This is a genomic window from Massilia sp. Leaf139 (assembly GCF_001424165.1).
Classification (GTDB): Bacteria; Pseudomonadota; Gammaproteobacteria; order Burkholderiales; family Burkholderiaceae_D; genus Telluria.
Genome location: NZ_LMOJ01000025.1, coordinates 92,814 through 114,080, shown reverse-complemented (window position 1 = coordinate 114,080; position 21,267 = coordinate 92,814). Strand labels below are relative to the sequence as shown.

Genomic DNA, 21,267 nt, shown 5'->3' with positions numbered 1-21,267 from the left:
CCTATTTGAGTTCGAATCCGTCGACGCTCTGGCCCGTGCGCGCGCTGGGCGGCGGCGGTTTTGCCGTACTTTCAAGGCGGCCACCGAGCATCAGGGCGGCACGCGATGGGGCATCCACGCCATCGGTCGGCAATGTGTATCCGGTTGCCGTCAGCGGCTTGACCAAGCGCGCCGTGATCACGAAAACCAGTTCGCTGCGATCCTGCTGGAAGTCGGTGCTGCGAAACAGCGCACCAAGCACCGGCACTTCGCCTAGTCCCGGGAGTCCTTTCAGACCGGTCACCAGATTGCTCTTGATGAGGCCTCCGATGACGAAGCTCTGGCCATCGTATAACTGCACCGTGGTGCTGGCGCGGCGCGTAGTGACGACCGGGAGGATCGCGCCGCCGGAATTGCCGAAGGCATTGATGCCGATTCCCTCGCGCGACAGCTCCGATACTTCGGGTGCGACGCGCAGGTTGATTCGTCCGCCGGCGAGCACGGTCGGTGTAAAGCGCAGGCCGACGCCGAACTCCTTTTCTTCCAGCGTGACACGGTTGTTCTCCTGCGCGACCGGAATATAAAACTTGCCGCCAGCCAGGAAGCTGCCTTCCTGGCCGCTGATGGCCATGACGTTCGGCTCGGCCAATACGCGCACCAAACTATCCTGGGTCTGGGCAGCGACGCCATAACCGTTACCGTTCTGGCGCCCCGAGGCCAATCCGGCTCTCAAGCTGCCACTCAGGAAGTTCGTGGCCAGTGCGGTTGCCCAACTGCTGGTACCAAAAAAGCTCCAGCTAACGCTGGTTTCGAGCTTTTCGAGGAGGCTTTTCGACACTTCGGCGACTTTGACTTCGAGTTGTACCTGCTGTGGCGCGGCCACTGCGAGCATATTCACCACCCGTAGGCTGGCATTGCCGGCAGGGCTGGCTGCGGAATCAGCCGCGTTGGGCGCCAGCTCCTTCGGTACGGCACCGAGCGGACGGAGCGGACGGCGCACGTAGGCGGTAGCCAGCTCGGCGGCACGAGCGACTGCCGACGCATCGGAGACGGTACCGCTCAGCACCAGCGAGTCGGCGGCGGCCAGTACCCGTATATCCTTTTCTTCGGGCATGACCGCAGCGAGCGTTGCCTGGAGCGCGCTCGGATCCATCGAGACCGTGATATCGAGCACGCTGCACAAGCCGCTGCGGCCCTGGATGATCATATTGGTGGTACCGACGTCGACCCCGGCGATATACATCGTGTCGGGCGACACCAGCATCGCTTGCACGACTTCCGGGTTGCCGACGCTACGGTTCTGGACGGCTTCTGGCAAGCGCATCAGCGTCGATTTACCCATCTGCAGCGCGACCTGCGCAGGGCGCGCCGCTTCGCCGCTGCAGCGCGGTCCGGCAAGATTACGTTCGCCGGCGGCAGGCGCCGCATCGGCCTGGGGATTCAGGCGTGCCGCGTGCGCGGCGCCGGCCAGGGCGAGGGCGGCGCCGCCCAGCGCGCACTGGCGCAACAGGCAAGCCAGGCCGACGCGCGGATGGACGGAGTAGGCGGACGGTTTTGAACTGGTGTTCATGATTTCACCTGAACGGTAAAGGGGTCAGAGGCACTCTTGCGAGGAATGCAGGCCGTTGATGACGGTGACGCAATTGCGCCGCACGGGTGGCGTAGCAACCCGGTGCACCGTGGGTTTTTCCGGGCGGCGCGCCACGACTGGTTTCGGTGCCTGCGGCTTGACACTCGGTGCCGCCACCGGCAGCAGGGTCAGCTTGGTCGCTCCCTCGGTCTGAGCCGATTGCGGATCGACCTGGTTGCGCAGCGCCAGCGACAGCGTGCCGACACTGCGTGCCAGATCGAGCTTTTCCGCCTGTTCCGGCGTGACCTCGAGCGTGACGGCATTCACCACACGTGGTTTGGTCTCGTCGCGGTTGACTTCCTGTGCGACCGCCAGCACGAGGATGCGTTCGAGTACGATCTTCGAAATGCTCTGTTCACGTGCGTTGCTGTCTGGCGCAGGATCCTTTTCGGTGCTGACGATAATGTCGACATAGTTCCCCGGCAGCGTGAAACCGGCCACGCCGATGACATCGTTAACGCGCACCGTGATCGCGCGTTTGCCTTCGGTGATCAGGGCTGACAGGCCGCCGAGCGTGCCGGCCGGTGCCAGCTTCGCTTCGCTCACGGGTTCGCCGGCCAGGACACTGCTTTTAAGCACCCGGCCAGCCAGTTTCGCCGGATCGCTGAAGGCACCCTTGGGCATGCTGTCGGCAGGCCATTCGGCGAGCTTGACCATCTCCGGCGTCAGGCGCTGCCCGAGATTGATATCGCTCGCCGCGACCACGATATGTCCGGCACTGGTGGTCGGTTGCAGCAACAGCCAGCGTGAAGCAAGGATCACGGCGGTCAGGCCGAACAAGATGGCGATGGCCATCACGACAAGGGCGCGCTTGTTTTTCATGGTTCGATTCCTGCGACGAGGCACGGGGCCGGGGCGCTGCCGTTGGTGCAGATGCTGTTCCACGCCTGCTCCAGGGCAGCGATCGTCAGGCGGGGTTCGGTGCCGGCGAACCCGGCAAAATCGAGCACACGGCCGAGCAGCTCGTGCGGATAGCAGGCCAGCAGCGGCGTGCCGCTGGCGCGGTGCAGACACGTGACCAGGTGGTCGATCACGGTCTCGTCGCAGTCGATGCCGTTGAGGCGACTGGCACGGCGCATCAATGCGCGGTAGGCCAGCTCGGCCAGTGCCCCGAAACCGATGCGATAAGCGATGCGGCGCAGGAGCGCGGGATCGAACACGCTGGCCGGTGCCTGGTTAGTGACGAGCACCAGCATCGCGTCGAATGGCATGGTCTCTCCGTGCCCTCCCGCGCCCAGGCGGGCCGGCGCACCATCGAGCATGCCCAGCAGGGCCGGGAGCAGCTCGCCCACTGGCACGCGGCCACTGATATCGTCGAGGACGAGGATGCCGTTGTTGGCCTGCAGCTGCAGAGGTACGTGATGCATGCCGCTAACCGGGTCAGCGTGCAGCCGCAGCATGGCTGCGTCGAGCTCTGCGCCCACGTGCACCAGCGGGCGCTGACAGATGGCCCAGCGCGCATCGCAGCTGCGCCGTTCCTCATGGCGTCCGAGCGGCAGCGGCGCCGGATGACGCAGTGGATCGTGAAAGGGGACGATGCGGTCGCCGATCAGGATCGCGTGCGGCACTGCCACCGCGCCTGGCAGCAGACGCGCCAGCTTGCGCGCCAGCGTCGTCTTGCCGGAACCGGTCGGGCCGTGCAGCAGCAGCGGACGTTGTGCATGCAAGGCCGCGCCGAGCAGCTCGCGCTGGGCCGGATCGAGGCCGTCGTCGGCCAGCATGGCGGCCAGGGCGGCCGGAGTCGATCCACAAAGGGACGAAGACGGGCAGCCACCCTGCCGGCCCGGATGGCGCAGCACCGGCCGGCGCAGCGACTGGCGCTCGACCATCGCGCGATATGCGTCCAGCGTGACCGGCGCCGGCCCGACATAGGCGCACTTCGCCAGGCAGTCGAGCACGACGCGTTGGCCGATGGCGGTCAATTGGTATTGCACGTCGATGTCGGAATCGCCCGACCAGGCCACTTCGACATGCTGGTCGACCGTCATCGCAGTCAGCACTTCGCGCAGCACGCTGACGGACAGGCGCAGCTTCCCGGACAAGAGCGGCAACGGCGCGCGGCCGGTCACATGCAAGGTTTTGAGCACGAGAGCCGACACCAGCCGCAAGTCGAGTCCGGTATCGCTGAGGGTGCGCGGTTGACGCGGCAAGATCGCCGCGATCTCCAGCTCGCCCGGCGGCATTGCGGGCGCAGCTGGTGATGTACCGAAAACCGCCGCAGACGCTGCGAAAGACAGCGTTTCACTCATGGCAACTCTCCTTGCGTTCACGAGGGCACATTCCCTCGGGACATTGAATTCATTCTAGCGACCGGGTCTTGCTGGCCATTGAGGCGCAGCAAGCGGTTACGGTCACGAAAGATGACGTTGTGCCAACAGCCATAAGGTGGTCAGCGCGATTGCGAATCCGTAAGGCATTGAACCGACGCTAGGTCGGGTCATCGCAGCCGGGGCTGGCGTTTCGACACGCAACAGCATGGGCCGCAACAGGCCGCGCAGGTTGGCATAGGCGTCCGACCAGCGTCGTGTAAACAGGATCATCACCAGCGCCATCGCGCCGCCGACGCACCAGGTCAGGATGCAGGCTGTCGCTGTCGTAGCGGGGCCGAGAAACAGGCCGACCGTGGCCATCAATTTGACGTCGCCCGCTGCCATGCCACGTACCGCGTACAGGGGCAGGAACAGCGCGAAGCCGATGAACGCACCTCCGAGGGCATGGCCAAGGCCGCTGGCGGGCGCGGTATCGCACAGCCGCAGGCCAAGCGCAGCGCACCAGGCAAGCAGCAGGAAGAGATTCGGAATTTTGCGGATTGCCAGATCGGTCACGGCCGCGCTGACGACAAGGAGAATCAAGAACAAGTCGAGCCAGGTGGAAATCGGCATGATCGGGCTCCATGAAAAAACCCTCCGGATTGCGATCCGGAGGGTTAAGCCAAATTAACTACCGATAGCGGCGGACAGGCGGCTCACCACGTTGTCGAACGTATCGCTGATCCCTTCGCCCAGTGCTTTTGCAGCGACAGCCACACCAACACCGACCAGGGCAGCGATCAGGCCGTACTCGATGGCAGTCACGCCGTCTTCGTCAGCGATGAAAGCTTGCACAGCGGTAAAGATCGTTTTCATGTAAAACTCCATATGGTGGTTTATAAGAACAACCCTGCAACGGCTGGAACTTCCCTTGACGCTGCCAACTTCGCTTTGTCGTTTCCGCTGCAGTGAGTTCACTATAGGAGATGATGCCTTGCAGCAAGTTGACTACTAGCAAGTTTTCCCTACGGAATTAATTACCTCGTGAAAACATTGAGCCAGATCGCATTCGTCTGGATGCGCCGCCGATATCGCCAAAAAATCGAGCGCAAATATTGCTCGGATAACAAAAAAGGATTATCCTGTTTCGCTTGCTCTTAGGAAATTTGGCATCTGACGCCAGCCTAGGAGATGCAGTGGCGGGTTGATTACATTTCTGAGAATGACATGGATTCCCTTCTGAAACACATGGTGGACATGACCGGCCACCGCGACCATGCGATGCTCGACATCTCGGTAGTCGCGGCAGTGCAGGAACTGGCCGCTGCCGCGCAAACGCGGGTGTTATCCATCTCCACGGTCGGCGCTCGCCAGTATGTGCGGGTGCGCGCCACGATCAGTGCCCTCGGCAGTGCCCGCGTCGAAGACCTGCATGACAACGGCACGCCCGGCCAACCGCTCGACGCCTATCCGGAACTGGCAGCCTGCCTGGCGCGCCACGATGCCAGCGCCGAAGCCTGCGGCCCCGGCTGTACCCGTACCCTGTGGCTGCCGATCTGGTTCGGCGACAAGGCCGATACCTGCCTCGAAATCGTGCGCGACGCGCCCTTCCCGGCCGCGACCATCCACATGGTTGCCGGCATCGTCGGGGTCTACCGCAATTTCCAGAATTTACTCGACTACAGCGAACGCGATTCGCTGACCGGCCTCCTCAACCGCAAGACCTTCGAAGACCAGCTCGCGCGCATGCTGCAAAGCCCGGCCGAACCGGAGCCGCCGCTGCCGGGCCAACCAGAACGGCGCTGCAGCCAGGGGGAGGAAAAGGGATGGCTGGCCGTTGTCGATGTCGATCATTTCAAGATGGTGAACGACACCTTCGGCCACTTGTATGGGGATGAAGTGCTGATCCTGATCGCGAACCAATTGCAGGCCTCGTTCCGTGCCCAGGATCGGGTGTTCCGCTTCGGCGGCGAGGAATTCGTGGTGCTGTTACGCTCGACGACGCTGAAACATGCGCGCCGCATCATCGACCGCTTCCGCGGCAACGTCGAGTCTTACCAGTTCCCCCAGGTGGGGAAAGTGACGGTGAGCGTGGGTTTCGTCAGCATCAGTCCCTACGATTCGCCCGTCGTCACGCTCGGCCATGCCGACCAGGCTTTGTACTATGCCAAGACCCATGGCCGCAATCAAGCTTGTCATTACAACGAACTGGTCGAACGCGGCTTGCTGCAGACCGTAACCTCGAACGACACCGCCGAGTTTTTCTGAGCGCTTAGGCCACCAACAGGAATTTGTTCGGATCGACGCGCCATTTATCCGGCGACTCGTGACGCACGATCTTGTCGCCGCCGCCAAAGCCGAGCGCGCGCGACAGGTCGAGCAGCTCCGGCCGGATGTACATCTGGCTCTTGGTGTTGAAGAACACATTCACCTTCGGCGTCAGCAGATTGCTTTCGTGCGGTTCGACCACCACGCCCAGGCGTCCCGACTCCAGCATCACCATCGTGCCGACCGGATAAATACCGACGCAGCGCATGAATTCCTGGGTCAGCGCCGGATTGAAGTGGAACTTGCTCCACTCGTAGATCTTGCGCAGCGCATCGGCCGCCGACATGCCCTTGTGGTAGCAGCGATCCGAGGTGATGGCGTCATACACGTCGACGATCGCCGCCATCTGCGCCAGCTCGCTGATCTCGCTCTCGTTCTGCATTTCAGGATAACCGCTGCCGTCGCGCCGCTCGTGGTGGTGCAAGGTGATATCGAGCGGGATGGCGCCAATCTCCGGCGTCTGGCGCAGGAGGTCGTAACCGTCGCGCGGGTGCTTCTTGATGATCGCGAATTCTTCGTCGGTCAGGCGCCCCGGCTTGTTCAGGATGGTGTCCGGCACCAGCGCCTTGCCGGTGTCGTGCAGCAGGCCGCCCACGCCGGCCTGATAAATCGTTTCGTCGTCCATGCCGCGCGAACGGCAGAAGGCCACCAGCAAGGTGCAGACGCTGACCGAATGCAGGAACGTATAGTCGTCCTTGGTCTTGATGCGCATCAGGCTGAGCAAGGCGCCGGAATTGCGCAGGATCGATTCGGTGATGTTCGTCACGACCGGCGAGACGTTTTCCATCTCGACCGCCTTGCCCAGGCGCGCGTCCTGCATCACCGTGCGCACCAGGTTGACGGCCTGGCGCCGGATGCCGACCGCGCGCTGCATCTCGTCGCCGAGCGTGGCGCGCACCGGTTTCACCAGTTTACTGGCGATCGCCGTCACTTCCGCTTCGGTCTTGGCCTGGGCTTCGGCCAGGGTCGGCGCCTCCGCCACGTCGAGCCCCTTGGCGCAATCGATGACGACATTGCGGATACCGGCGCGGGTGATCTTGCGGATTTCGTCTTCGCTGCTGAGGACGAACCTGGCGCGCACAAACGGGTGTTCCATCCAGCCGCAGTCGAGGTCGTGGATGGCCATGCCCACGCGAAGCTGGGAGGAATCGATTTTCTTAAGCATTGCGACAGTCCAGCGATATGTTAATCTCCGCCACCACGACGGACTGGGAAGTATAGCAATTCCATTTCCGTACATAAACTTTTCGTCATTCAAGTGTTGCAACCAGGCACAAAATAGTACTTGATGGAATTAAGACAACTCCGTTATTTTGTTGCCATCGTCGACCACGGCTCGCTCTCGCGCGCGGCGCTGGTGCTGCACGTGGCCCAGCCGGCGCTGACCCAGCAGTTGCGGCAACTGGAAGAAGAACTCGGCGCCCAGCTGCTGCACCGCTCCGCCCACGGCGTCCTCAGCACCGATGCCGGCAAAATTTTTTACGAGCACGCCCAGGCCATCCTGAAACAGGTCGCCGATGCGCGCTCGGCCGTCACCCAGTCGACCACGCGTCCTTCCGGCAGCGTCACGCTCGGCCTGCCCCACAGCATTTCCGGCGCGCTGGCCCTGCCCCTGCTGACCGCCGCCCGCGCCACCTACCCGGAAATCACCCTGCAACTGACCGAAGAGATCTCGGGTAGCCTGACCGAACAATTGAAATCGGGACGCCTGAACCTCGCCGTCTTGTTCGACGATGGCCAGCTCGGCGGCTTCGAAGCGACACCCCTGGTCGAGGAAGACCTGATGTATATCTGCCGCGCCGATTCCGCTTTAAAACCGCGGGAAGCGGCGATCGCGCTGGGCGGGGCGCTCGGCACGACCCTGATCCTGCCGGCCCAGCAGCACGGCGTGCGCCCGCTGATCGAGCAGGCGGCCGCGAACGCGGGCCTGGCACTGGCCAACCTGATCGAAATCAATTCGATCGCGATCCTGAAATCGGCCCTGCTGGCCGACATGGGCGCCACCCTGCTGCCGCTGGCGCCGCTGCGTGCCGAGATCGAAAGCGGGTTACTCGCCGCTACTCCGGTTGACAACCCGCCGATCCGCCGCAGCGTCACCCTCTGCGCCTCGCGTAATATCCCACTGACGAACGCGGCGACGGCGATCAGCCGCTTGGTACGGCAAGTCACCGAAATGCTGTGTGCAAATGGTGGCTGGCCCGGCGCACGCTTGCGTGAATAACTGCCATCATTTTTTCTTATACCCCCATCCGCAATCCCTATTTCCCCTGTTAGCGGGAAGGCCATACACTCCACGCGCCCGATCGACCCGACTGGCCGATCACCTGCCCGCTTTCGAACCCGCCCCTACCCGGCGCGGCAACCAAGGCGGGATCCCTCGAATACCCATGGAGTCCGTCATGCCCGATACCGTCGCGCCGCAAGCCGCGCAGGATGCTGTCCCGTCCCGTTTGACCACCGTCACCCTCGACGACAAATACACCGCGAAATCGGGCAACATCTTCTTGTCGGGCATCCAGGCCTTGGTGCGCCTGCCGATGATGCAGCGTGAGCGCGACGACGCGGCCGGCCTGAACACTGCCGGCTTCGTCTCCGGCTACCGCGGCTCGCCGCTGGGCGGCCTGGATGAAACCCTGTGGAAGGCGAAGGGTCACCTGGAAGCGAGCCACGTGCAGTTCGTGCCGGGCGTGAACGAAGACCTGGCCGCGACTGCCGTCTGGGGCACGCAAACGGTCGACCTGATCGGCCCGACGAAATACGACGGCGTGTTCGCCATGTGGTACGGCAAAGGCCCGGGCGTCGATCGTTGCGGCGACGTCTTCAAACACATGAACCATGCCGGCACTGCCAAGAACGGCGGCGTGCTGCTGGTCGCCGGCGACGACCACGGCGCCTATTCCTCGACCCTGCCGCACCAGTCGGATCACATCTTCTCGGCCTGCATGATCCCTGTGCTGTATCCATGCAACGTGCAGGAATACCTGGATCTGGGCGTGCACGGCTGGGCCATGTCGCGCTTCTCGGGCTGCGCCGTCGCGTTTAAAGCGCTGGCCGACACGGTCGAATCGAGCGCCTCGGTCGACGCCAATCCGCACCGCGTGCAAGTCAAACTGCCGCAGGATTTCGCCATGCCCGAAGGCGGCCTGAATACCAAACTGTCCTCGGTGCCGCTGGGCCAGCAAGCGCGCGCACAAGAAGCGCTGATGCAGGACTATAAAATCTACGCGGCCCTGGCCTACGCCCGCGAAAACAAGCTGAATCACACGACGATCGACAGCCCGAACGCCAAGCTCGGCATCATCGCCTCCGGCAAATCCTACCTCGACGTGCTGGAAGCGCTGGAAGAACTGGGCATCGACGAAGCCATGGCCGCGAAAGTCGGCCTGCGCCTGTTCAAGGTCGCGATGATCTGGCCGCTGGAACCGGAAGGCGTGCGCGAATTCGCGCAAGGCCTGGACGAAATCCTGGTGGTCGAAGAAAAGCGCCAGGTCGTCGAATACCAGTTGAAGGAACAACTGTACAACTGGCGCGACGACGTGCGTCCGCACATCATCGGCAAATTCGACGACAAGGGCGAATGGGTTGCGCCGCGCGGCGACTGGCTGCTGCCGCCGAAGGCCGACTTCTCGGTGGCGCAAGTGGCGCGCGTGATCGCCGGCCGCATCGCCCGCCTCGTCACCGACGAAACCACGCGCGACCTGATCAAGGCCCGTCTCGCTTTCCTCGATGCGAAAGACGCCGTGCTGCAAAAGGCGATCACCACCCCGTTCCGCCCAGCGTTTTATTGCTCCGGCTGCCCGCACAACACCTCGACCAAGGTGCCGGACGGTTCCTTCGCGCTGGCCGGCATCGGCTGCCACGTGATGGCAACCTCGATCTACCCGGAGATGAACAAGCTGACCACCCACATGGGCGGCGAAGGCGCGCCCTGGATCGGCCAGGCCGCGTTCTCGAAAGTGCCGCACGTGTTCCAGAACCTGGGCGACGGCACCTATTTCCACTCGGGCTACCTGGCCGTGCGCGCCGCGGTGTCGGCCAAGGTCAACATCACCTACAAGATTCTCTACAACGACGCCGTCGCCATGACCGGCGGCCAGCCGGTCGACGGCCAGACCTCGGTGCCGATGATCGCCCAGCAGATGGCTGCCGAAGGCGTGAAACGCATCGCCCTGGTGACCGAAGACCTGTCGCGTTACACCGATCGCAGCGCCCTGCCAGCCCTGGTTACCCTGCACGACCGCAAGGAGATGGACGCCATCCAGCGCGAACTGCGCGATCTGCCTGGCGTCTCCGTCATCATCTACGACCAGACCTGCGCCGCCGAGAAGCGCCGCCGTCGCAAGAAGGGCGAGTTCCCGGATCTGCCGAAACGCATGGTCATCAACGAAGCCGTCTGCGAAGGCTGCGGCGACTGCGGCATCCAGTCGAACTGCGTCTCGATCCTGCCGAAAGAGACCGACTTCGGCCGCAAGCGCACCATCGACCAGTCGTCCTGCAACAAGGACTATTCGTGCACCAAGGGTTTCTGCCCGAGTTTTGTGACCGTCGAAGGCGGCACGCTCAAGAAAAGCAAGGCCGGCGTCACCAAAGGCGACAGCGATGACGGCTGGGGCGCTCTGCCCGAACCGACCCTGCCGAGTGTCGAGCACCCGTACAACATCCTCATCAACGGCATCGGCGGCACCGGCGTGATCACCGTCGGCGCGCTGATGGGCATGGCCGCGCACCTGGAAGCGAAGGGTGCTTCGGTGCTGGACATGACCGGCATGAGCCAGAAGAACGGCTCCGTCACCTCGCACGTGAAAATCGCCGCGACGCCGGAGCGCCTGCGCGCCCAGCGCATCGCCACCGGCGAAGCGGATCTGGTGCTGGGCTGCGACATGCTGACCACCGGCGCGGCCGATGCGATCTCGAAAATGCGTCCGGGCCGCACGCTGGCCATCGTCAACCTGCACGAGCAACCGACCGGCACCTTCGCCCAGAACGCCGACTGGCAGTTCCCGGCGGCGGACGTGCGCGGCCTGATCGTCGAAGCCGTCGGCGGCGAGACTGGCGCCGACTTCGTCGACGCGACCAAACTCGCCACCGCCCTGATGGGCGACTCGATCGCCACCAACCTGTTCCTGATGGGTTACGCCTGGCAGAAGGGCCGCATTCCGCTCACCGAAGCATCGTTGATGCGCGCGATCGAACTCAATGGCGTCGCCGTCGCCTCCAACAAGAAGAGTTTTATGTGGGGCCGCCGCGCCGCAGTCGATTTCAAGCGCGTCGAAAAGACCGCGACGCCGACCCAGGCCGTGCTGGTGCAGCTGCCGCAAAGCCTCGACACCGTCATCAAGAAGCGCGTCGAAGCACTGACCGCCTACCAGGACGCGGCCTATGCCGGCCAGTACGCCGAACTGGTCGAGCGCGTGCGCGCAGCCGAAACGGCGGCGGGTCTCGGTAATAAACTGTCGCTGGCGGTCGCGAAGTACTACTTCAAGCTGATGGCCTATAAGGACGAATACGAAGTGGCGCGCCTGTACACCGACGGCCGCTTCCTGGAGCAGGTCAAATCGCAGTTCGAAGGCGACTTCAAGTTCAAGTTCAACCTGGCGCCGCCGCTGTTCGCGAAGAAGGATGCGAAGGGCCAGCTGGTGAAGAAGGAATTCGGCGCGTGGATGCTGGGCGCCTTCAAAGTGCTGGCGAAACTGAAAGGCCTGCGCGGCAGCGCCTTCGACGTGTTCGGCCACACCGCCGAGCGCAAGATGGAGCGCGCGCTGATCGTCGAGTACCGCCAGATGATCGACACCCTGCTGCCGTCCCTGAACGCCGCTTCGCATGCCACCGCCGTCGAGCTGGCGAATCTGCCGGAACAGATTCGCGGCTTTGGCCACGTGAAGGAAAAGGCGGTCGAGGCGTTCCGTGTCCGCAAGGCTGAGCTGCTCAGCGGCAACGTCAAGAAACGCGCCGCGTAATTGTTGACGGTGTACCGCGTGGGCACAGGGCGCCCACCCTACGTAGGGGTGGGCGAGGCCAATGGCCTCGCCCACGGTTTCATCGGGCGCCCCGTGCCCACGCGGTACACCCGTCGAACATCCCAAACTTGACGTTAACGTTAACGTCATATACCGTACAAATCGAACCTGTCCGCGTCCGACTTCCTGAAGGAACCCCATGAACGACATCACCACCGCCGCCAAGCTCGAGCTGCCGGAGCAGCCGAAGCTCGCCAACAAGGTCCGCTTCGTCACCGCCGCGTCGCTGTTCGACGGCCACGATGCTTCGATTAACATCATGCGCCGCATCCTGCAGTCGAACGGCGTCGAAGTCATCCACCTCGGCCACAACCGTTCGGTCGACGACGTCGTCACCGCGGCCCTGGCCGAAGACGTGCAAGGCATCGCCATCTCCAGCTACCAGGGCGGCCACGTCGAATACTTCAAATACATGATCGACCTGCTGCGCCAGCGCGGCGGCGCCCACATCAAGGTCTTCGGCGGCGGCGGCGGCGTGATCGTCCCGAGCGAAATCGAAGAACTGCACGCCTATGGCGTCGCCCGCATCTTCAGCCCGGAAGACGGCCAGCGCATGGGTTTGGTAGGCATGATCCGCTCGATGATCGAAGCCTGCGACATCGACCTCTCCCCTTACGCGCCGACCGCCATCGATGCGCTGAAGGTGGGTGACTCGGGCGACATCGCCGAGCGCCACCGCCCGCTGGCCCAGCTGATCACGGCGCTGGAAAACGGCAAAGCCGATCCGGAACTGCGCAAGCAGATCGTGGAAGCGGCCGATACGTTGAAAGTGCCGGCGCTGGGCATCACCGGCACCGGCGGCGCCGGCAAATCCTCGCTGACCGACGAACTGATTCGCCGCATCCGCCTCGACCAAAACGACCGCCTCAACATCGCGGTGATCTCGATCGACCCGTCGCGCCGCAAGTCGGGCGGCGCCCTGCTGGGCGACCGCATCCGCATGAACGCGATCAATCCGTGGAACGGGCAGGCGCGCGTCTTCATGCGCTCGCTGGCCACGCGCGAAGCGGGTTCCGAGATTTCGCACGCGCTGCCGGACGTGATCGCCGCCTGCAAGGTCGCCGGTTTTGATCTCGTGATCGTCGAGACCTCCGGCATCGGCCAGGGAGACGCGGCGATTGTGCCGCACGTCGACGCTTCGATGTACGTGATGACTCCGGAATTCGGCGCCGCCTCGCAGCTGGAAAAAATCGACATGCTCGATTTCGCCGACTTCATCGCGATTAATAAATTCGACCGCAAGGGCGCCCAGGACGCGCTGCGCGACGTCGCAAAGCAGTACCAGCGCAACCGCGAACTGTGGTCGCAAAGCCCGGATCAGATGCCGGTCTTCGGCACCCAAGCTTCGCGCTTCAACGACGACGGCGTCACCGCCCTCTACCACGGCCTGCTGCCGAAGCTGGCCGAACTGGGTCTGCAGGTCGCGCCGTCGAAGCTGGCCGTGCCCGAGCAAAAGCACTCGAGCGGCAAGAACGTGATCGTGCCCCCAAGCCGTGCGCGCTACCTGGCCGAGATCTCGGACACCGTGCGCGGCTACCACAAGAACACGGCGAAACAAGTGAAACTGGCGCGCGAACGCCAGCAGCTGAGCGAAACCAAGCGCATGCTGGCCGCCGCCAACCGCGAAGTGGTGCTCGACGACCTGATTACCGAACGCGACAACGCGATGGACGCCGGTTCGAAAAAGCTGCTGGCCATGTGGCCCGACATGCAGGCGGCCTATGCCGGCGACGATTACGTCGTCAAAATCCGCGACAAGGAAATCCGCACCAAACTGGTGCAAAAAACCCTGTCCGGCACCACCATCCGCAAGGTGGCGCTGCCGCGCTTCGAAGACCACGGCGAAGTGCTGCGCTTCCTGATGCTGGAAAACGTGCCCGGCTCCTTCCCATTCACGGCCGGCGTGTTCGCTTTCAAACGCGAAGGCGAAGACCCGACCCGCATGTTCGCCGGCGAAGGTGATGCCTTCCGCACCAACAAGCGTTTTAAACTGGTCTCGACCGGCATGGACGCCAAGCGCCTGTCCACCGCCTTCGACTCGGTGACCTTGTACGGCGCCGATCCGGCCCTGCGTCCGGACATCTACGGCAAAGTCGGCAACTCGGGCGTCTCGATCGCGACCCTGGACGACATGAAGGTGCTGTACGACGGCTTCGATCTGTGCAGCCCGAGCACGTCAGTCTCGATGACGATCAACGGCCCGGCGCCGACGATCCTGGCGATGTTCATGAACACCGCCATCGACCAGCAGATCGACAAGTTCGTGGCGGACAACGGCCGCCAGCCGACCGCCGACGAAGCGCAGAAGATCAAGGAATGGGTGCTGGCCAACGTGCGCGGCACGGTGCAGGCCGACATCCTGAAGGAAGACCAGGGCCAGAACACCTGCATCTTCTCGACCGAGTTCTCGCTGAAGGTGATGGGCGACATCCAGGAATATTTCGTCCACCACCAGGTGCGCAATTTCTACTCGGTGTCGATCTCGGGCTACCACATCGCCGAAGCCGGCGCGAACCCGATCTCGCAGCTCGCCTTCACGCTCTCGAACGGCTTTACCTTCGTCGAAGCCTACCTGGCGCGCGGCATGCACATCGACGATTTCGCACCGAACCTGTCGTTCTTCTTCTCGAACGGCATGGATCCGGAATACACGGTGCTGGGCCGCGTGGCGCGCCGCATCTGGGCGATCGCCATGCGCGACAAGTACGGCGCCAACGACCGCTCGCAGAAGCTGAAGTACCACATCCAGACCTCGGGCCGCTCGCTGCACGCGCAGGAGATCGACTTCAACGACATCCGCACCACGCTGCAGGCGCTGATCGCGATCTACGACAACTGCAACTCGCTGCACACCAACGCCTACGATGAAGCGATCACCACGCCGACCGACGAATCCGTCCGCCGCGCATTGGCGATCCAGCTGATCATCAACCGCGAATGGGGCCTGGCCAAGAACGAAAACCCGAACCAGGGCTCGTTCATCATGGACGAACTGACCGATCTCGTCGAAGAAGCCGTGCTGCAGGAATTCGAGCGCATTGCCGAACGCGGCGGCGTGCTGGGCGCGATGGAAACCGGCTACCAGCGCGGCAAGATCCAGGAAGAGTCGATGCTCTACGAGCACAAGAAGCACGACGGCTCGCTGCCCATCATCGGCGTCAACACCTTCCGCAACCCGAAAGGCGCGGAAGCCCCGGCCACGATCGAACTGGCCCGTTCGACCGACGACGAAAAGCAGTCGCAGCTGACGCGCCTGGAAGACTTCCACACCCGCCACGCGGCAGAAGCACCGACCGCGCTGGCAGCCCTGCAGCAGGCGGCGATCGACAACCAGAACGTGTTCGAGAAGCTGATGGACGCCGTGCGCGTCTGCTCGCTGGGCCAGATCACCACGGCGCTGTTCGAGGTGGGTGGTCAGTACCGCCGCAATATGTAATCGCTGCGCAGCCGCCGCAAGACGGCTGGCTCACTCCCTCCGCAACGCCTCCACGGCGTCCGGAGGGATTTTTTTATCCGCCGCCACCGGCGCGGCGATGCTGCGATACATCAGCCGCTGGATGCCCGGCAGCTTCAAGCCGGCCGCGAACATCAGGTCGCGCCACAGGCCACTGCCGGCGGCCTGGAAGCATGGCGTGAGAACGCGGCTGAGCATCTGGTAATTACGCACGGCGCACAGGCGCTCTTTTGAATAGGCAGCGGCGCCGGCGATCGGGCCATGGCGGCAGACGGCGTTCGCCAGCGCCAGCGCGTCCTGCACCGCCAGCGTGCTGCCCAGGCCGAGCTGGGGACTCATCGCGTGCGCCGCGTCGCCGATCACGCACACCGGCCCGTCGGCCAGCCGTTTGGCGCGCGCGTGGCGGTAGGTGGCGAGCGTGAACTGCTCGTGCCGGACGATCTGGTCGATGACGGGCGCCGCCTGCGGCCAGAGCGCGCGCAGTTCGTCTTTCCACTCCTGCAGCGGGCGCGCCTGCCAGACGGCGTAATCGGCGCAAGGCAGGCTCCAGAACATCGACAGCCGCAACTTGCCGTCCACGCGCGCGGTCGGCATCAGGCCGAACATCTGGCGCGTACCGCGATAGCGCTGCTCGAGCAGCGCCTGGCCCTCCCAGTCGGCGACATCGAACATCGCCCACAGCGCGCCCCATCGATAGACGGTGGAAGCGACCGACAGCCCGACCTGGGCCGGCAAGCTGGAGGCCGCGCCGTCGGCGATCACGACCAGGTCGAAGCTGGAGGTATCGGGCGCATGCACGCTGGCGCGCGCGCCTTCGACCGTGATCCTGTCGACCTTGCAGCCATAGCGCAGGCGCACGCCCAGCGCCAGCGCGGCCTCAACCAGCACCTGCGACAGCGCCGCCCGGCTTACGCCGCGCGCCTCGCGCTCGTCATACGGAATGTCGACCAGGATCCAGTCGCGGTGGGAGGTGCCGAGCAGGCGCGTGACCGGCACGCTGGCCGCATGGAAGGCGGCGCCGACGCCCAGCGCGTCAAGGGCGGCAATGCCCTGCGGCTGGATCAGCAGTCCCGCCCCGAGCGGGCTCAGGGAGGCGTGCTTTTCGAAGACCGTCACCGCGTGGCCGGCACGGGCCAGGGCGATCGCGCCCGCCAGGCCGGCGGTTCCGGCGCCGACGATTCCAATGCTGAGAGGGTTGCTATTTGGCATCATCATGCCATTCTAGAGCAGGCCGGCGCCCCTGCCCCGGCGCCGCCGCAAAAGCGGGACTACGCTGCCTGCGCCACCGCGTCGCCGCTGCGCTCGACCTGGCGCCGGAAGAAGAACAGGGTGATCAGCACCAGCGTGATCGGCACCAGCGTCAGATAGAACGCGAAGTGACCGCTGAAATTGCCGAAGACGTAGCCGGTAATGAAGGAGCCGGTGGTGCCGCCCAGCGCCGAGAAGATGACCAATAAACCCGTCATGCAGGAGTGCTGGTTCTTCGGGAGGGAGCTGAGCATGACCGAATTGATGCCTGGGTAGATCGGCGCCATGAACAGGCCGATCAGCGGAAACAGGAAGGTCGCCAGCGGCGCGTTGGCCCAGCTGACGTTCGCGTCGATGGCGAGATCGCGCGTCAGCGGCAGCGCCAGCAGCACCACGACCGCCATCCCGATCACGCAGCCGTTCATCACCGTGTACCAGTGCACCTTGCGCATGATGACGCCAGCGGACAGGCGCCCCAGCGCCAGGCAGGCGGCGAAGATGCTGGCCACCTGCACGCTCATCGCCGCGGGAAGCTTCAGGATTTCGTTGTTAAAGGTCGGCAGCCAGGTGCCCACGCTCTGCTCGATCAGCACGTACAGGAAAGCCGTCAGCACGAACACGCACACCAGCGGCTTGGAAAACAGCTTGAACATCGCGGTGAAATCTTCCCAGCGGCTGCGCCCGGGCGGCAGCTGGGCGTCGCTTTCGTCGAAGCGGGTGGTCAGCAGCAGGACGAAGGTCAGCGCGCACAGGCCGGCCAGCACCCAGTACACCTGCAGCCAGCTCTGCGACTGCGGATTGCTCGAGTCGATGAAGTGGGCGAACACCCAGTAGGCGCTGAGTACGCCGACCATGAACACCCCTTCCAGCGTATTCATGATGCTGGCGTGGTGGCGGCGATCGGTGGCGATCAGCCCCAGCGTCGAATACACCGACACTTTGACCAGGGCGAAGGCCACGCCCACGCACAGGAACAGCAGCTTGGCGGTGGCAAAGCCTGGCAGCAGCGGCATGGCGACGCAGGCCGCGCTGACGATCGCCAGGCCCACCAGCATCGCATTCTTGTAGCCAAGGCGCGGCAGGAAGGAGGCGACCAGGAAAGACACCACCGCGATCGGCAGATCCTTGAAGGCTTCCAGGATGGAAGCGCCCGACTTGCTGACGCCGTAGTTGTTGATGACCTGCAGGATCACCGTGCCGACGCTGTTGAGCAGGATCGCGAAGACGAAGTAGATCAGGAACAAAGCCAATAGAATGCGCTGGTTTTTCACGCTGTCTCCCGTTTTTTATAATGATGGGCGTGTCAGTAATCGTCGAGGCGGAATGCGAGCAGGTTCGGGATCACGCGGTCGGCCTGGGTCAGCACCTCCGGGCTGCCGACACCGAGCGCGAACATCCCCGCCGACTTGATCGAGGCCACGCCCGCCACCGCATCCTCCACGCCGAGGCAGTCGCCCGGCGCCACGCCCAGCGCCGCCGCCGCATTCAAAAAAATCTCCGGATGCGGCTTGCTGTTGGCGATCAGCGCCGCGTCGACCACGTAATCGAAGCGGTCGCGGATGCCGAGCCGATCGAGCACGGTAAACGCGTTCTTGCTGACCGAGGCCAGGCCGATCTTCAGCCCGGCGGCGCGCACGGCGGCCAGCGCGTCGATCGCGCCCGGCAGCAGGTCGGCCGGGCCCATGGTCGCGATCAGTTCCACGTACTGGCGGTTCTTGCGCTCGGCCAGCGCCAGCTTCTGTTCGATCGAATACGTCTTCGGGGAACCCGCCAGGATCAGGTTCAGCGAGCCCATGCGGTCGACGCCCTTTAAATTTTCGTTGAAGGCGTGATCGAAATGCACGCCTTCCGATTCGGCCAGCGCCTTCCAGGCCAGGTAGTGATAGTGAGCGGTGTCGGTGATGACGCCGTCGAGATCGAAAATGACCGCCTTGAATGTGCTCATGCCTGTGCCTCCATCGGGATGCGGGCGCTCGGGGCCGCGCGGGTGAGCACCACCTCCTGGCCGAGGTGGGTGAAATCGAGCAGCTCGCCCGCCAGCAGCGTGTACTCGGCCGCCTGCGGCGTGATGCGCACCTGCAGCTGGGCGCCGCGCAGCTGGATCTTGAACTGGTAGTGCTGCCACTGGGTCGGCAGCGTCGGCGCGAAGCGCAGCGCGCCGTCCGAGACGCGCATGCCCGCGAAGCCGTAGGCCACGCCCATCCAGGTGCCGGCCATGGCTGCCGTGTGCACGCCGTAATGGGTGTTGCCGTGGGTGTCGTCGAGATCGAGACGCGCCGTCTCCATGAAGTAGTCGTAGGCCTTGTCGTGGTAGCCGACCTCGGAGGCGATGATGCTGAAGATGCAGGACGAAAGCGAGGAATCGTGGGTGGTCACGGCTTCGTAGTAGTCGAAGTCGCGCCGTTTATCGTGGATCGAGAACTCGTTCGACAAGAGCAGCAGCGCCAGCACCACGTCGGCCTGTTTGCAGACCTGGTGGCGGTAGATCACCATCGGGTGGTAGTTCAGCAGCAGCGGATAGTTCTCCTTCGGCGTGTTGGCGAAGTCCCAGCGCTTCTTCGAGAGGAAGTTGTCGTCCTGGGCATGGATGCCGAGGCTGCCGTCGTAGGGCAGGTGCATGCGGTCGGCCGCGTCGCGCCAGGCGGCGACTTCCTCCAGGGTGACGCCGGTGATGCCGGCCACGCGCGCGAAATCGTCGCTTCTCTCGCGCCGCAGCAGGTCGGCCATGTCGGCGGCGAAGCGCAGGTGCATGCGCGCCATCGCGTTGGTGTAGTAGTTGTTGTTGACCAGCGCCGTGTATTCGTCCGGGCCCGTCACCTCGTTGATGCAGAAGCGCCCTTCGCGGTCATCGCTGCCGATGCCGATCCAGATGCGCGCCGTCTCCAGCACGATCTCGAGGCCCGCCTGCGCCATGTAATCGAGGTCGTTCGTCGCCTCGTAATACGATTTGATGGAATACGCGATGTCGGCATTGATGTGGTACTGCGCGGTACCGGCCGGGAAATACGCCGAGCACTCGCTGCCGGCGATGGTGCGCCATGGGTACAGCGCGCCCGTCGCATGGGACATCTGGCGTGCGCGCTCGCGCGCCTGTCCCAGGCCGGCGTAGCGGTATTCCAGCAGCTTGCGCGCGATCTCCGGCTTCGAGTACAGGAAGAAGGGGAAGATGTAGATCTCGGTGTCCCAGAAGTAGTGGCCCTCGTAGCCCTCGCCGGTGACGCCCTTGGCCGCGATATTCGTGCGGCCGTCGCGCCCGACCGATTGCAGCAGGTGGTACTCGTTGAAGCGGATGCCTTGCTGGAGCGCGTTGTCGCCCGCGATCTCGACATCCGCGCCGGCCCAGAAGTCGGCCAGATAGGCCGCCTGCGATGCGCACAGGGCGTCGAAGCCGGCGGCGCGCGCGGCGGCCAGCGTCTCGCGGGCACGCGACAGCAGTTCTCCTTCCGGATAGTCACGCGAAGAGTGATAGCTGCCGTATTTCACGAGGCGCAGCGTCTCGCCTTCGACGGCGGCGCACACGAAGCGCTGGCCGGCGCGCTGCCCTTCCTGCCAGGCAGTCGCATCAAGCCCGTCGACCACTGTCTCGATCGCGCTCACCAGCATGAAACCGCTGTTGTGGGTACGCTGCACGAGAGCGGAAAAGGCACCGTCCTGTTCCACGGAGATCGTCTTCAAGGCCGGCCCCGACACCGCCGAGCCGACGCGCGGATCGTCGCCCGCTTCCTGGTTTTTGACGGCGCCGTCGATGAACGACGACAGCGTGATCGTGCCCGTGAAATTCAGCGGCGTGAGCGCGACTTCGATCGCGAACAGGTGTTTATTCGCGAACGAGACCACGCGGCGGCTGCGCAAAGCAATGCGCTTGCCGTCCGGCGCCGACCACTCCAGCGAACGCACCAGCACGCCCGTGCGCAGGTCGAGCACCCGTTCGTAGTTCGCCAGCGCGCCGGCCAGCGGATCGAAGCGCTGGCCGTCGATCTCGATCGTGACGCCCTTCGCGTTCGGCACGTTCAGCATGAATTGGTTGGTTTTCGCCAGCGCGAAGGCGGCTTCCGGATAGACGATCGGCTCGGACTCGTAAAAGCCGTTCAGGTAGGTGCCGTCGAGCGAGCTGCCGGCCGGGCCGGTATAACCCTCCTCGCCGGTGCCGCGCAGGCCGATGTAGCCGTTACCGAGGGCGAACAGGGTCTCGCGCAGGAAGTGGGCGCCCGTCTCGAACGCGGTCTCGCGGATGCACCAGGGGTCGAGCGGAAGGGAATGGGTTGGGCTGTCGGATGGCTGCACGGCGAGTCCTCAAAACGGATAACGGTGGATCGAAGTCGAAACAAAGCAGGCGTCCGCAGGGGCGGACACCGGTTTGCA

General features: G+C 64.1%; 14 protein-coding genes. 4 read left to right on the top strand and 10 right to left on the bottom strand.

The features are described from left to right. Position 1: 1 nt before the first annotated feature. The 5 genes from ASF77_RS18250 to ASF77_RS18230 form a co-directional block, all read right to left on the bottom strand. Entirely contained in the window at positions 2–1,549 is a 1,548-nt protein-coding gene (locus tag ASF77_RS18250; protein WP_082493884.1) for a type II and III secretion system protein family protein, read from the bottom strand. 24 nt (positions 1,550–1,573) lie between these two features. Next, a complete protein-coding gene (gene cpaB, locus ASF77_RS18245; RefSeq protein ID WP_056342549.1) occupies positions 1,574–2,431 on the bottom strand; it encodes a Flp pilus assembly protein CpaB in 858 nt (285 codons plus the stop codon). Continuing rightward, complete coding sequence (locus ASF77_RS18240) at positions 2,428–3,858, bottom strand: ATP-binding protein (protein WP_056342547.1); 1,431 nt, start codon at positions 3,856–3,858, stop codon at positions 2,428–2,430. Before ASF77_RS18240 ends, cpaB begins: the two co-directional genes overlap by 4 nt. Before the next feature lie 102 nt (positions 3,859–3,960). Continuing rightward, on the bottom strand, positions 3,961–4,491 hold the full coding sequence (locus ASF77_RS18235; RefSeq protein WP_056342544.1) for a prepilin peptidase: 531 nt from the start codon (positions 4,489–4,491) through the stop codon (positions 3,961–3,963). 54 nt (positions 4,492–4,545) lie between these two features. Next, positions 4,546–4,734 (bottom strand): Flp family type IVb pilin, encoded by a 189-nt coding sequence (locus ASF77_RS18230; protein ID WP_056344084.1) that lies wholly within the window; start codon positions 4,732–4,734, stop codon positions 4,546–4,548. Between the two features lie 351 nt (positions 4,735–5,085). Between ASF77_RS18230 and ASF77_RS18225 the strand changes: the two genes are divergently transcribed. Next, a complete protein-coding gene (locus ASF77_RS18225; RefSeq protein WP_056342541.1) occupies positions 5,086–6,126 on the top strand; it encodes a GGDEF domain-containing protein in 1,041 nt (346 codons plus the stop codon). Between the two features lie 4 nt (positions 6,127–6,130). On the opposite strand, the gene ASF77_RS18220 is transcribed toward ASF77_RS18225, so the two are convergent. Continuing rightward, entirely contained in the window at positions 6,131–7,351 is a 1,221-nt protein-coding gene (locus ASF77_RS18220) for an HD-GYP domain-containing protein (RefSeq protein WP_056342535.1), read from the bottom strand. Positions 7,352–7,474: 123 nt separating this feature from the next. Between ASF77_RS18220 and ASF77_RS18215 the strand changes: the two genes are divergently transcribed. The 3 genes from ASF77_RS18215 to icmF all read left to right on the top strand — a co-directional run bounded on the left by ASF77_RS18215 (position 7,475) and on the right by icmF (position 15,639). Continuing rightward, positions 7,475–8,407 carry a LysR substrate-binding domain-containing protein gene (locus ASF77_RS18215; protein WP_056342532.1) on the top strand — a complete coding sequence of 311 codons (933 nt, stop codon included), beginning with the start codon at positions 7,475–7,477 and terminating at the stop codon, positions 8,405–8,407. A gap of 178 nt (positions 8,408–8,585) precedes the next feature. Continuing rightward, a complete protein-coding gene (locus ASF77_RS18210; RefSeq protein WP_056344081.1) occupies positions 8,586–12,143 on the top strand; it encodes an indolepyruvate ferredoxin oxidoreductase family protein in 3,558 nt (1,185 codons plus the stop codon). Between the two features lie 199 nt (positions 12,144–12,342). Beyond that, a complete protein-coding gene (icmF, locus tag ASF77_RS18205; RefSeq protein WP_056342529.1) occupies positions 12,343–15,639 on the top strand; it encodes a fused isobutyryl-CoA mutase/GTPase IcmF in 3,297 nt (1,098 codons plus the stop codon). Between the two features lie 30 nt (positions 15,640–15,669). Here icmF and ASF77_RS18200 read toward each other — a convergent pair whose 3' ends face one another. From ASF77_RS18200 to ASF77_RS18185, 4 genes are read right to left on the bottom strand one after another with little or no spacing between them, the layout of a single operon-like run. Next, positions 15,670–16,869: an NAD(P)/FAD-dependent oxidoreductase gene (locus ASF77_RS18200; RefSeq protein WP_229445489.1), complete on the bottom strand. Its 1,200-nt coding sequence runs from the start codon at positions 16,867–16,869 to the stop codon at positions 15,670–15,672. A gap of 56 nt (positions 16,870–16,925) precedes the next feature. After that, positions 16,926–18,176, bottom strand: coding sequence for a sugar MFS transporter (locus tag ASF77_RS18195; RefSeq protein ID WP_056342524.1), 1,251 nt, complete (start codon positions 18,174–18,176; stop codon positions 16,926–16,928). A 32-nt stretch (positions 18,177–18,208) separates the two neighbouring features. Then, the gene (gene pgmB / locus ASF77_RS18190; RefSeq protein WP_056342520.1) at positions 18,209–18,850 is read right to left on the bottom strand and encodes a beta-phosphoglucomutase; all 642 of its coding nucleotides are present in this window, start codon (positions 18,848–18,850) and stop codon (positions 18,209–18,211) included. Beyond that, complete coding sequence (locus ASF77_RS18185) at positions 18,847–21,189, bottom strand: glycoside hydrolase family 65 protein (protein ID WP_056342519.1); 2,343 nt, start codon at positions 21,187–21,189, stop codon at positions 18,847–18,849. Before ASF77_RS18185 ends, pgmB begins: the two co-directional genes overlap by 4 nt. Between the last annotated feature and the right edge of the window lie 78 nt (positions 21,190–21,267).